Below are 12,975 nucleotides of genomic sequence, written 5' to 3'. Positions count from 1 at the left end.
GGTCAAGGTGGCATTGCGGCGTGGCGGAATTTCAGAAGATCGAGAATGACGAACAGCTAGAGGCGTGGCTGAAAACGCAGGACCTGCAGATGATCCGGATGATCGCGGCGCGGGCCAGTCTGCGCAGGCTGCCGGCGGCCATGGCCGAGGTTGATCAAAAGGTTGGGGCAATTGACGGAAAAGACTTTGTTCTCGCTTGCCTTCGGGCGAACCTATTATCCTGGGTTGCGATCACATGTCATACCCCAGATATGAGCAGCGTTGAAAACACGGCTCGCTCCGCCGCTAAATCCCTCCTCAACGTCGCATACTCCGCCACAGCTGCCGCGCACTCTGCCGCTTTCTTCGCTGCTAACTCCGCTTCTCTCTCCTCCATTCGCTCCGCCGACGCTGTCGCTTCGTCCGTTCACTCTGTTGACTCCGCCGCCTACTCGGCCGCCAACTACGCCGACTACAAGGATGCTGAAAGTGGCCAAACAGACGGCTATCTGGCTGTTTTCAGTCAGAGTCTGTGGCCCTACGTTACGCCGGTACAATCTCTGCTTTCGGAATGGGAGACTTTCGCGGGCTTGCCGGACCCGGACGGGCTTTGGGCGTTCTGGCGGGATTGGTACGCAGGCATGTTGCAGGGCACCCCGATGGATTGGGACCTGCAATTGCAGGTCGCACTGATAGAGCCCGAAGTCTGGGACGCGGGGCCACAGGCTGTGGCTGAGGAGATTGCGAGGATTGAGGCGGAGTTTGCAAAGCGGTTCTCTGATCAAGAGCCCAGACAGGAAGCATTTGAACCCAGGTCACTTGAGCGATTGCTGGCGAACAAGGTTATTGGATCCATTCAATGCCAAAAGCTGTCTGTAGATATCTCGGATGCCTTCGAGCGGTTTTATAGCCAAACCGGGGCCAATCAGGTGCCGGAGACGTTTTTGCCGCTGCAGTCTGTGCCAAAGTCGCTGCTGCGGATCAGTGCGGTTTTGCGCCACGACGTGCACACACCAGAGAGTGAACAGAAGCTGCGCGAGGAGATTGGGCGGCTGAACGCAAAGGTATCGCTGCTTGAAACAGAGTTGGCCAAGGCGCAAACGGCCAATCCAACAGTATTTTCGAAAGCGTTTCTAAGACAGGCGGCATCGAGCCTTGGGGATTGGAAGCTGTATGCGGCGCTCTGCGGAGGACTGTGGTTCGTTTCAGGCGACGAATTTGGCATGCAGCAAAGGCTTGAAAATATTATTGCTTTGCGCGACGCGATTTTCGGGGACGAAAACCCGGTCCCAGCGCCGGAGACCATGTTGCCGGACAATCCTGTGAGAGAAGTTTGAAAGAGTTGCGGGGTGAACCCCGCCCTACGAGGGAGGTGCGCAATGAATGCGCACCCTACGGGGCCTGCGGTAAACGTGAATTGAACCTGCGGCCTTTCTTGGGTTATAGATGGCTTTGAGGCATGGAGCGCGTGGAACAGGGGGAGCAACCCTCGGGCACGGGTTTGTGATATGGGCAGGTCAGGGGCAGATGTGATGAGGATACTCTTTGGAGTGGCGGTGCTGGCGATTCTGGCCGGGTGTGGCGGAGGCAACCGGTCAAGCAGTTATGGCCAGGTGACAAAGTTGTCCTCGGGACCGATCAGCCGGGCCTGCATGGCGTCTGACCGCAAGGCGCGCAATCCGCAGTTGTGTGGCTGCATCCAGACCGTGGCGGATCGCGAGCTGACCAGCCAGGATCAGCGCATCGCGGTTACCTTCTTCAAGGATCCCAATCGTGCGCAAGAGATCCGCCAGTCGGATCGGAACAACCACGAAAATCTTTGGCTGCGCTACAAGGCCTTTGCCGCGCAGGCAGAACGCAGTTGTACCGGGTATTGAGATCTTTGCCTCGGCTTCGAGATTTTTGTGCGTATTTGGAAAGGGAAGAAACCTGAGGTATTTGGGTTATTCTTTCCAACGCTAAGAGAACGCAGAGGCAGGATTTTCCGACGCTGCAACGGAAGACCTGTGCCGACATTTACAGCCGCACGGATTGCTAAGATACGGGTCACTCCATCCTCGACGCCATCGACGCGTCCCAACGGTTCTCCGCGCGGTGGCTGTTCGCGACTAGCTTTGAACAACCTGTCTGACGGTTTGCGGACAGTCCAATACGGGGTTCTGGATATACTGAACGTGGCGTCGGTGGCGTCATAGACACCCGGACACTGCAAGTGTCTGCGATGGGTTTACACGGGTAATGGGGTGTAGCCCTGATCCGGGCCTTTTTGTTTGCGGCGGCCGACGGAGTCGTTCAAGCCGGGCGTCGCGGTCTCATGGGTAGGGTCTGGCAGGGCGGCGCCAGTGACGTGGTGCTAGGTGAGAGTCTTGAGAAACTTTTGCATCCACAACCCGCCAATATAGCCCGCCAATATAGCGCTTGCGTTTCGTCATCTCAGGTCGGCGACTCATCATTTTCCAAAGCTTAGAAACTGGTCCGAAATCCCGCGACCAGCCCTCGGAACGTGTCGCATGCCATCGGTGTCACCAAGCCTGTGCGGCGCATCTTAGCCAAGATGGATTGGCCGTTATCGCAAATCAAAATCCGTAGCTAGCCGCTCAGTCGGTGTCACTGAAATCAAGGAAGGCACGCACCGATGCTTCAAATTCGCGGGGCTTTTCGGCATGCAGATAGTGAGTTGTGCCCGGGATCTTGGCAAAGCGCGCCTTAGGGAACAGGGCGCGGATGGCCGGGCGGTATTCCGGTTTGACATAGTCGGAGTTTGCGCCCGACAGGAACAGCGTCGGGTGGTCGAAGGTGGCGTCGACCGTGGGAAAGTCCAGAATCCCGGGCATTTCCTGCGCCAACAGGTCAAGGTTCAGCTTCCAGCGCTTTTCCTTTACGTCCAGAGACTGGGTGAAGAATGCCTGCAGGGCGGGGTCCGGCACATGTTCGGCCAGCTGCGCTATGGCATCCGATCTACGTTCGACCTGCGACAGGTCCACGGCCTTCATTGCATGCACGTGCTGGAGCTGACTGTGATCATAGGCGACCGGCGCGATGTCGGCGACGATCAGGCGGCCAACGCTCTCGGGATAGGTCAGCGCCAGCACCATCGCCGCCTTGCCACCCATAGAATGGCCCAGAACGTCGGCTGTGCCGCCATGCGCTGCGATCACCTTGGCCAGATCATCGGCCATGTCGTGGTAGGTGTGGCTATCGGTCCAGGGGCTGTCGCCGTGATTACGCAGGTCCACGGCGATCACCTGCCTGTCATCTGACAGACGTTTGGCGATGATACCCCAGTTGCGCGCAGAGCCGTAAAGCCCGTGCACGATGATAAGCGGCGGCTTGCCCGTGGGCGTGCCGTGAAGGGTCTGGTTCAGCATGACGCCTGTCATACTGCGATGGCGCGGGCGGTGCCAGTGGCAAGGTTGCATTTGCGCGTTTGTCTGCTCTGGCGGCGGGACGTGTTGGTGGAATGCAAAAAACAGTGGGCATCGAGGAGCTGTGGCAGGATTCCAAGCATTGCTACAAAAGCCGGAACGCTGGCTAGGCAAAACCCGAAACTGGCAACCGGCCGGACCGCCTGCCTAAACACAGAAAGCGAAACCGGCGCTTCAGAAATCAGAGACCTCGCACGAAATCGGGGGGCAACGCCTTTGATAAATGCCGCGAGGTGCCCCGCACGACTGCCGCATTCTGCAGGTGGAGTCCTGAGTGCCGATCGGTGGGGATCCGATTCCACGCTGCATTAGGAGAGAAATTCAATGCCGTTTTCCAAACGGGCTGGACGTCCCGGAAAATACCGCTCACAAAAGGAAGATTAAGAGATCGTCTCTCCTTTTGTCGCCAGAATTTTTTTGATCTTCAAAAAATCTTAGCAGGCTTATGAAAGTCGATAATATTTTGGTGGCCGTTCTGCTGTGATGGTCATCCGCCAATTGAGCTAGGTTCAGGACCCGACTTGGACGATAAAGATGAAATCAACCGGCTCTATGAACTCGAGTACGGTGAGAAGTGGGAATTCGTCGTCCGGGTCTCTGGTGTCCTTGGCGGTTGCGTCTTGCTATATTTTTATACCACCTGGGCTAGCGCGCTGCTGTGGGGGCTTGGCTTCAGTGGCGCGCATCTTGCCTATTTCCTGTTTCTAAGGACCTGCTTCCTGTCGGAACACGGCACGATCAAGAAACGTGACACGTTGATTGCTGGGGGGCTATTTCTACTTGTTCTGATCAGCTATCTCTGGATGCCGAGCTATCTTGTCACCCAGGATGACAAGGCGCTGACCATCGTCGGTGCAGCGCTGATCGGCTGTATTCTTGTCTTTTTGGTTCGACGCAGTGACACCACGCCGCTCATGGTGGTGGGCGAAGTGGCGGTGGTATCCTTTTTCTTACTGGCGCTTTTGGCACGCGTGGTACCCCAATTAGATAACGCGATTGCGCAGGCGGGGGTCGTTATTTCGGGATTGGCATTGATGGGGTATTTTGCCGAGGCGCTTCGGGTAGCGCGGCAAAACCGGCTGGCGGCTCAGGAATCAGCGCGCCGGTCATCGCAGGCACAGAAGATGGCGGCGGTCGGACAGCTTGCTGGTGGGGTCGCTCATGATTTCAACAACAAGCTGACAGCCATTCTGGGCAGTCTTGAACTGTTGCGTGAAGTAGACGACCTGGCAGAGCGTGAAGCCAATATCGATACCGCGCAGACCGCAGCGACCGAGGCCGCGCGGACGGTTCGGCAATTGATGATATATGCCCGCAAGGAACCTATGAGGCTCGCTCTACAGGAGTGCGCCGAGCTTCTGGACGACGTACTGCGGCGCGCGGGGGGGGTGATCACCGGAATGATTCAGGTCGAACTGCGCCACACCGAAGAGAGCTTGTATGTAATGGCCGACCGGACCCAGCTGTCTATGGCGATCACAAATCTGGTGGTGAATGCTGTGGATGCCATGCCTGACGGTGGAAAGCTGGTAATCGGTGCGAGTGCGGTTTCGCTGTCCTCTCCCATCCTTCTGGCCGACGGAACGTTTCTGCCCGCAGGCCCGCACGTGGCCATTTCGGTCAAGGATACTGGCGAGGGCATTCCGGCAAAGCTGTTGCCGCATGTGGTCGAGCCGTTCTTTACCACCAAGCCGGTTGGCAAGGGCTCGGGGCTGGGCCTTGCCATGGTCCTGGGCATCGCGCGGGAACTTGATGGCGGATTTGGCATAAGCTCGGGAACCTCGGGCACAAGGGCGGTCATTTATCTGCCACGCAAGATCCCGCTGCTGGGCCACTCCGTCAAAGGTTCCGAGAGCTAAAGCTGTGACGGTTGAACGGCCCGCCGCCCGGAACGAACAAGTAGATGATCCGCCCCATTGGCCCGGTAGAATCAGAAACCCTGCCGACAGTTATGTCGGCAGGGTAAGTTCGTTCAAGCCTTGGCGCTGAAGGTTGCGTGTCAGAGATTCGGGTAGATCGGGAAACGGGCGCAAAGCTCGGCCACTTCGGCCTTTACCTTTTCCTCGACCGCACCGTTGCCGTCTTCGCCATTGGCAGCAAGGCCATCGACGACCTCGTTGATCCAATCGCCGATCTGGCGGAACTCTTTCTCACCAAAACCACGCGTGGTGCCTGCGGGCGAACCAAGGCGGATGCCCGAAGTCACAGTCGGCTTTTCATCATCAAATGGCACACCGTTCTTGTTGCAGGTGATATGCGCGCGCCCCAGTGCCTTGTCCGTCGCATTACCCTTCACGCCCTTGGGGCGCAGATCGACAAGTACGATGTGGCTGTCTGTGCCGTGGGTCACGGTTTCCAGCCCACCCTTGTGCAGCTGATCGGCCAGTGCCTGGGCGTTCGCGATCACCTGCTTGATATAGGTCTTGAACTCGGGGCGCAGCGCTTCGCCAAAAGCGACGGCCTTGCCTGCGATGACATGCATCAGCGGACCGCCCTGAATGCCCGGGAAAATCGCTGAATTGAACTTTTTCGCCAGCGCCTCGTCATTGGTGAGGATCATGCCGCCACGCGGGCCGCGCAGGGTCTTGTGTGTGGTGGTGGTCGCGACATGGACATGCGGGAAGGGATCAGGATATTCGCCCGCTGCAATCAGACCGGCAAAGTGGGCCACGTCAGCCAGCAGATACGCGCCGACGGAATCGGCGATTTCACGGAATTTGGCAAAGTCGATCTTGCGCGGGATGGCAGAGCCACCGGCAATGATCATCTGGGGTTTGTGCTCGGTCGCAAGGGCGGCCAGTTCATCATAGTCGATGTCCAGCGTGTCGCGGCGCACACCATACTGAACGGCATTGAACCACTTGCCCGACTGGTTGGGTTTTGCGCCATGGGTCAGGTGACCGCCCGCATCGAGGGACATGCCAAGGATCGTATCACCCGGCTTCAGAAGTGCCTGGAAAACGCCCTGGTTGGCCTGGCTGCCCGAATTCGGCTGCACATTGGCAAATTCACACCCGAACAGCTGCTTGGCCCGGTCGATGGCGAGGTTTTCTGCCACGTCGACGAACTGGCAACCGCCGTAGTAGCGCCGCCCGGGATAGCCTTCGGCGTATTTGTTGGTCATGACCGAACCCTGCGCTTCCATGACGGCGGCAGAGACGATGTTTTCAGAGGCGATCAACTCGATCTCGTCGCGCTGGCGACCGAGTTCGTTGCTGATCGAGGCAAAAACCTCGGGATCGCGCTGGGCGAGGGTTTCGGTGAAAAAGCCGTTGTCGCGGTGCGGGGCATTCATGGCAAGGTCTCCCATGGGTTTTTGAGGTGTTTATGTGGGCTTTCCTATCGGAAACTATGGCGCAGGCAAAGTGCGTAAAATCCTCTTGGAGTCTTAATACTCGAGTGATGCTGGCGCCGGTAGGCAACATGTGGTTGTTTCGGAAACGAAAAGTGTGTTGAGGAACGTCATGTCGCTTCGAATAGCCTTTGCCGCGAGCAATGCGCCAATCGCGCAGGCCGCGCGAGAGTCGCTGACGCGGCAGTATGGCGACCATAACGAACTGGGTGCGGATGTGATCGTTGCGCTGGGGGGCGACGGATTCATGCTGCACACCCTGCATCGGACGCAGTCGCTCTCCGTCCCGGTTTACGGCATGAACCGCGGTACGGTCGGTTTCCTGATGAATGAATATTCTGACCATGGCTTGGTCGAGCGGCTTGAGGCCGCAGAAGAGGCGGTGATCAATCCGCTGTCGATGAACGCGGTTACAATTGACGGCACAGTCCACAGGGAATTGGCGATCAACGAGGTGTCGCTGTTGCGGGCGGGTCCACAGACGGCGCGACTGCGGATCTCGGTGGACGGGCGGCTGAGGATGGCTGAACTGGTCTGTGACGGGGCGCTGGTGGCAACGCCGGCTGGCTCGACTGCGTACAATTATTCGGCGCATGGTCCGATCTTGCCGATCGGATCGGATGTGCTGGCACTGACTGCGGTGGCAGCCTTCCGCCCGCGACGCTGGAGGGGGGCTCTTCTGCCCAGCACGGCAGAGGTGCGTTTCGAAGTGCTGGACCCAGGCAAACGACCGGTAATGGCCGAGGCGGACGCGCGCGCGGTGCGCGATGTGGTGCAGGTGGACATCCGTTCAGAACCCAGCATCAAGCATCGGGTCATGTTTGACCCCGATCACGGGTTGGAGGAACGACTGATCCAGGAACAGTTCGTCTGATTGATTGTCTGGTGCGGCGCACAAAATTTTTCTGAAAAATTTTGCCAAGAGTTTTCAGAAAACTCTTGGGTGCCTGTGCCAACCTCGGATCACTGCACGTTTGGGCGCTGAAAGGATGCACAAGGCGGCCCGACGCTCTGGCGGGATGTACCGAGGCAAGGTATCAGGCTCCAGAAACCGCAGGGGACACAGGATCTTGGATTTTCACGGGCTTCATCACGTTGCGCTGATTTGCGCAGACTATCCGCGCAGCAAGGTGTTCTACACCGAAACCCTGGGCCTGCAGGTCATCGCGGAAACCTACCGGGACGCGCGCGACAGCTGGAAACTTGACCTTGCCGTGCCCGGTGGCGGGCAGATCGAACTGTTCAGCTTTCCCGATGCCCCGCCGCGCCCATCGCGCCCCGAGGCGCAGGGGCTGCGGCATCTGGCATTTGTCGTGCCGGACGTTGCAGCGGCCAAGGCGGACCTCGAGGAACGGGGCGTGGCCGTCGAACCGCTGCGGATCGACGAGATCACCGGCAAGCGGTTCACCTTCTTTCAGGATCCGGATGGCCTGCCGCTGGAACTTTACGAAGGCTGAATCCAAGGCTTAGTCCTTGGCATAGCCCAGAGTCTGCAACGCTACCTTGATCTCATCCAGAATGGCCGGGTCGTCGATGGTTGCGGGCATCTTGAACTCTATGCCGTCGGCAATCTGGATCATCGTGCGGCGCAGGATCTTGCCAGACCGTGTCTTGGGCAGCCGGTCCACCACGGCACAAAGCTTGAATGCCGCGACCGGTCCGATCTGGTCGCGTACCAGCCTGACGCATTCAGACGTCACCTCGTCATGGGGGCGGTTCACGCCCTTGGTCAGGCAGACAAAGCCCATGGGAAGCTGACCCTTGAGGTCATCCGCCACACCGATCACGGCGCACTCCGCCACATCCGGATGCGCGGCCAGCACTTCCTCCATTCCGCCGGTGGACAGGCGGTGCCCTGCGACGTTGATCACGTCATCGGTTCGCGCCATGATCCAGAGATATCCATCGGAATCCTTCATCCCGGCGTCACCGGTTTCGTAATAACCGGGGAAGTGGGACAGGTAGGATTTGCGGAACCGGTCTTCGGCATTCCACAGCGTCGGCAGCGTGCCCGGGGGCAGGGGCAGCTTGATCGCGATGGCACCCAGTGTGCCCGCTGGTACCTCGTGGCCGCCCTCATCAAGGATGTGCACGTCATAGCCAGGCATCGCCACGGTGGGCGAGCCGATCTTGACCGGTAGCGGTTCGATCCCGACCGGGTTTCCGGCGATGGTATAGCCGGTCTCGGTCTGCCACCAGTGATCGTAGACAGGCTTTCCGGTCAGGTTCTGCATCCATTCGATCGTGTCCGGATCGGCCCGCTCTCCCGCAAGGTAGATCGCGCGTAGCCCGCTGATGTCGTATTTCCTGAGGTATTCTCCCTTTGGGTCGTCGCGTTTAACTGCCCGAAAAGCAGTGGGCGCGGTGAAGAAGCTTTTCACGTCATGTTCCGCGATCACCCGCCAGAAGGTGCCCGCATCGGGTGTGCCGACCGGCTTGCCCTCGAACACGATAGAGGTGTTGCCGTGGATCAGCGGCCCGTAGCAGATGTAGGAATGCCCCACGACCCAGCCGACGTCCGAAGCGGCCCAGAACACCTCGCCCGGATTGACGTTGTAGACGTTCTTCATCGTCCAGTTCAGCGCGACAAGGTGGCCACCGGTGGGGCGAACGACACCCTTGGGCGCGCCCGTGGTGCCCGAGGTATAAAGGATATAGGCGGGGTGATTTCCCTCGACAGGGACACAATCGGCGGGGGTGGCGCCGTCCTGAAAGGCGAACCAGTCAAAATCGACCCCGTCGCGCAGTTCCGCAAGCGCTTGTTCGCGCTGCAGGATCACGGTGAATTCGGGTTTGTGCCGGGACTGTTCTATGGCGCTGTCGATCAGGGGCTTGTAGGCGATCACGCGCCCCGGCTCGATCCCGCAGGAGGCGGCAAGGATCGCCTTGGGCTGCGCGTCGTCGATGCGCACCGCCAGTTCATGTGCCGCAAAACCGCCGAACACCACCGAATGGATGGCACCAAGGCGGGCGCAGGCAAGCATGGCGGTGATCGCCTCGGGCACCATGGGCATATAGATGATGACGCGGTCGCCCTTTTCGATGCCCTGCGCGCGCAGGGCCCCGGCCAGTGCGGCGGTCTGGGTCTGGAGTTCGGCATAGGTGATCTTGGACTGTGTTCCGGTGATCGGGCTGTCATGGATCAGCGCGACCCGCGCGCCGTTTCCTGCGGCGACATGCCGGTCGACGGCATTCCAGCAGGTGTTGACCATGCCATCGGCGAACCATTCGTAAAGGTCGTTACCGCGATCGAACAGGGCCTTTGACGGCTTGTGGTCCCAGTCGATGGCCTCGGCGGCTTGCATCCAGAATCCCTCGGGGTCGGTCTGCCAGCTGTTGTAGACGTCCTTGTAGCCCATGATGTCTTTCCTCCTGCTCCTCCGTCTAGCGTTACGAAAGGGCAGAGGCCGGGGCAAGTCTGTTACCGGTCACATGCAGGGCTGAGGATCGCGGAATTTGCAGATTTCACAGCAATGGCCAGTGGGGCTTTGCAAAGTGCCCTGAACTATTCCACGGAACGGGTGCGAATGAATTGCTTTGCAAACCCGCAAAGCCAGACACGCCAGATCCGAATCGTTCTGCAGGATGACGCGCGCAGTTGCGCGTGACGTCAGGGCCGACCTTCACGTCGGCCTCCGGCATCAGTCTCGCGGGGGGCGACAAGTTGGTCTGCCGCAACCTTAGCCGTAGGCCGCAACAGGGGTGCCAGCGATGGCGGCCATATTGAGCAGCCCGCGGGCGGTGATCGACGGCGTCACGATATGCGCATGGTTGCCCATGCCCATAAGGATCGGCCCGACCTCGAGTCCGCCGCCCTTCATCTTGAGGATGTTGCGCACCCCCGAGGCTGCATCTGCATGACCGAATACCAGCACGTTGGCAGCACCTTTCATCCGGTTACTGGGCAGCAGGCGTTCGCGAAGATCGGCATCAAGAGCTGTGTCGACGTTCATTTCGCCTTCGTAGCAGAAATCGCGGGGGGCCGAATCCAGGACCTGGATCGCCTGCCGGAGGCGGTTTCCGCTGCCTTCGCCCTGATTGCCGAACTGCGATTGCGAGCAGAAGGCAACATTGGGAACAAGGCCGAAGCGGCGGACGTGGCGGGCGGCGGCTATGGCGGTTTCAGCCAGCTGTTCGGGTGACGGGTAAATATTCACATGGGTGTCGGCGATGAACAGCGGCCCGTCTTCGAGGATCATCATCGACAGGGCGCCCACCGGCTTCAGTCCGTCCGAGGCGAGCACCTGGCTGATATAATTCAGATGCCAGCGGAATTCGCCAAAGGTGCCGCAGATCATGCTGTCGGCTTCCTTGCGATGGACCATCACCGCGCCGATTGCGGTTGTGTTGGTGCGCATAACTGCGCGGGCGATGTCCGGCGATACGCCGCGCCGGGCCATGATATCGTGATAGCTTTCCCAGTAGTCCCTGTAGCGCGGATCGTTTTCCGGGTTCACGATCTGAAAATCCTGATCTGGCCGGATCACCAGTCCAAGACGTTCGCAGCGCTGCGCGATCACATCAGGGCGACCAATCAGGATCGGCTTTTCGGTGGTTTCCTCAAGGATCGCCTGGGCGGCGCGCAGCACGCGTTCATCCTCGCCTTCGGCAAAGACCAAACTGCGCGATGCGGTGGCGGCGGCCTCAAAGACCGGGCGCATCAGCATCGAGGATTTGTAGACGTTCGCATCCAGCTTGGCGCGATAGGCCTTGAGATCATCCAGAGGACGCATCGCCACGCCAGTCTCCATCGCCGCCTTCGCCACAGCCGAGGAAACGACGCTGGACAGGCGGGGATCGAATGGCTTGGGGATCAGGTACTCGGCACCAAAGGTCAGCTGCTCGCCTTTGTAGACGGCTGCGGCTTCGGCGCTTGTCGTAGCGCGGGCCATGGCGGCGATGCCTTCGACACAGGCGATTTCCATTTCGTCGTTGATCGTGGTCGCCCCGACATCCAGCGCGCCGCGAAAGATGAAGGGAAAGCAGAGCACATTGTTGACCTGGTTCGGGAAATCCGAACGGCCGGTCGCGATGATCGCATCCGGGGCAACGGCGCGGGCCACATCCGGCATGATTTCGGGGTTGGGGTTGGCAAGCGCAAAGATGATCGGGCGGCGTGTCATCCGCGCCACCATTTCGGGTTTGAGAACATTGGGACCCGACAAGCCGAGGAACAGGTCGGCACCCTCGATCACATCATCCAGCGTCCGCTTGTCCGTCGCTTGGGCAAAGGCCGATTTTTGCGGGTTCATGTCGACCTCACGGCCTTCATAGACCAGACCATGCACATCGCAGAGCCAGATATTTTCGCGCTTCACGCCCAGCTTGACCAACATGTTCAGGCAGGCAATGCCAGCAGCACCACCACCGGTCGAGACGATCTTGACCTCTTCGAATGACTTTCCGGCTACGAACAGCGCGTTCGTCGCCGCGGCCCCAACGACGATGGCGGTGCCGTGCTGGTCGTCGTGAAAGACCGGGATATTCATCCGCTCGCGGCAGAGCTTTTCCACGATGAAGCAGTCGGGTGCCTTGATATCCTCAAGGTTGATCGCGCCAAAGGTCGGTTCCAGCGCACAGACGATCTCGGCCAGTTTGACCGGGTCGCTTTCGTCTACTTCGATGTCAAAGCAGTCGATATTGGCGAATTTCTTGAACAGGACGGCTTTGCCTTCCATCACGGGCTTCGACGCCAGCGCGCCAATATTGCCCAGACCCAGCACCGCCGTGCCATTGCTGACCACCGCGACAAGGTTCCCGCGAGAGGTATATCGGGCTGCATTGGCTGGATCAGCCTTGATTTCCAAGCAGGCTTCGGCCACCCCGGGCGAATAGGCGCGGGCCAGATCGCGACCGTTGGCCAGCGGCTTGGTCGCGCGGATCTCAAGCTTTCCCGGTCTGGGAAATTCATGATAGGCAAGAGCCGCCTGACGCAGGGTTTCGTTGGGACTGTCGGACATGGGCGGCCTCCTGCGAAATTGGGTGGTTTAAAGCTAAACCACTTGCGCGCCCCGGGGAAGGGACTGCTTGGCGCGTAGCAGTTTCGGTCGTGCCTTGTAAATGATCATGCGGCACTGGCGGAGCAGGACCAGAGGCATGGAGTGCTCACTTGCAGGTGATGAATTTGCCCGAAATTCAGCCTCGGGCAGTGAGCGGTCTTTTGGTGACATGGCCGTGCCATGAACCGCAGCATTGTCATGCCACTGGCGGATGGTATCC

The 12,975-nt window shown here is 59.4% G+C and carries 9 protein-coding genes; 5 read left to right on the top strand and 4 right to left on the bottom strand.

What is annotated here, in order from left to right; all coding sequences use genetic code 11:
• The first annotated feature begins 20 nt into the window (after positions 1–20).
• Positions 21–1,316, top strand: a complete 1,296-nt coding sequence (locus CHB75_RS14315) for a hypothetical protein (protein WP_089271633.1) — start codon at positions 21–23, stop codon at positions 1,314–1,316.
• A 195-nt stretch (positions 1,317–1,511) separates the two neighbouring features.
• A complete protein-coding gene (locus CHB75_RS14310; protein WP_089271631.1) occupies positions 1,512–1,856 on the top strand; it encodes a hypothetical protein in 345 nt (114 codons plus the stop codon).
• A gap of 720 nt (positions 1,857–2,576) precedes the next feature.
• Here CHB75_RS14310 and CHB75_RS14305 read toward each other — a convergent pair.
• Positions 2,577–3,347, bottom strand: coding sequence for an alpha/beta fold hydrolase (locus tag CHB75_RS14305; RefSeq protein ID WP_089271629.1), 771 nt, complete (start codon positions 3,345–3,347; stop codon positions 2,577–2,579).
• A gap of 578 nt (positions 3,348–3,925) precedes the next feature.
• Here CHB75_RS14305 and CHB75_RS14300 point away from each other — a divergent pair.
• Complete coding sequence (locus tag CHB75_RS14300; protein ID WP_089271627.1) at positions 3,926–5,263, top strand: sensor histidine kinase; 1,338 nt, start codon at positions 3,926–3,928, stop codon at positions 5,261–5,263.
• Positions 5,264–5,403: 140 nt separating this feature from the next.
• Here the strand turns inward: CHB75_RS14300 and glyA are convergent, their stop codons facing one another.
• Positions 5,404–6,699 carry a serine hydroxymethyltransferase gene (gene glyA, locus CHB75_RS14295; RefSeq protein WP_089271767.1) on the bottom strand — a complete coding sequence of 432 codons (1,296 nt, stop codon included), beginning with the start codon at positions 6,697–6,699 and terminating at the stop codon, positions 5,404–5,406.
• Positions 6,700–6,868: 169 nt separating this feature from the next.
• Between glyA and CHB75_RS14290 the strand changes: the two genes are divergently transcribed.
• Positions 6,869–7,630 (top strand): NAD kinase, encoded by a 762-nt coding sequence (locus tag CHB75_RS14290; protein ID WP_089271625.1) that lies wholly within the window; start codon positions 6,869–6,871, stop codon positions 7,628–7,630.
• Between the two features lie 196 nt (positions 7,631–7,826).
• On the top strand, positions 7,827–8,213 hold the full coding sequence (gene gloA2, locus CHB75_RS14285; protein WP_245840986.1) for an SMU1112c/YaeR family gloxylase I-like metalloprotein: 387 nt from the start codon (positions 7,827–7,829) through the stop codon (positions 8,211–8,213).
• A 9-nt stretch (positions 8,214–8,222) separates the two neighbouring features.
• Here gloA2 and CHB75_RS14280 read toward each other — a convergent pair whose 3' ends face one another.
• Both CHB75_RS14280 and CHB75_RS14275 read right to left on the bottom strand, forming a co-directional pair.
• Positions 8,223–10,115 carry a propionyl-CoA synthetase gene (locus tag CHB75_RS14280; protein WP_089271621.1) on the bottom strand — a complete coding sequence of 631 codons (1,893 nt, stop codon included), beginning with the start codon at positions 10,113–10,115 and terminating at the stop codon, positions 8,223–8,225.
• A gap of 321 nt (positions 10,116–10,436) precedes the next feature.
• A complete protein-coding gene (locus CHB75_RS14275; RefSeq protein WP_089271619.1) occupies positions 10,437–12,716 on the bottom strand; it encodes an NADP-dependent malic enzyme in 2,280 nt (759 codons plus the stop codon).
• Between the last annotated feature and the right edge of the window lie 259 nt (positions 12,717–12,975).

It is taken from the genome of Puniceibacterium sediminis, from assembly GCF_900188035.1.
Classification (GTDB): Bacteria; Pseudomonadota; Alphaproteobacteria; order Rhodobacterales; family Rhodobacteraceae; genus Puniceibacterium; species Puniceibacterium sediminis.
The sequence above is the reverse complement of the archived record's forward strand: the minus strand, read 5'-3'. Positions and strand labels throughout refer to the sequence as shown.

What these genes read in the sequence shown, in the direction of transcription:
- CHB75_RS14310 (WP_089271631.1), top strand. Translation starts at nt 1,512, where the DNA reads ATGAGGATACTCTTTGGAGTGGCGGTGCTGGCGATTCTGGCCGGGTGT.
- CHB75_RS14305 (WP_089271629.1), bottom strand. Translation starts at nt 3,347, where the DNA reads ATGCTGAACCAGACCCTTCACGGCACGCCCACGGGCAAGCCGCCGCTT.
- glyA (WP_089271767.1), bottom strand. Translation starts at nt 6,699, where the DNA reads ATGAATGCCCCGCACCGCGACAACGGCTTTTTCACCGAAACCCTCGCC.
- CHB75_RS14290 (WP_089271625.1), top strand. Translation starts at nt 6,869, where the DNA reads ATGTCGCTTCGAATAGCCTTTGCCGCGAGCAATGCGCCAATCGCGCAG.
- CHB75_RS14280 (WP_089271621.1), bottom strand. Translation starts at nt 10,115, where the DNA reads ATGGGCTACAAGGACGTCTACAACAGCTGGCAGACCGACCCCGAGGGA.
- CHB75_RS14275 (WP_089271619.1), bottom strand. Translation starts at nt 12,716, where the DNA reads ATGTCCGACAGTCCCAACGAAACCCTGCGTCAGGCGGCTCTTGCCTAT.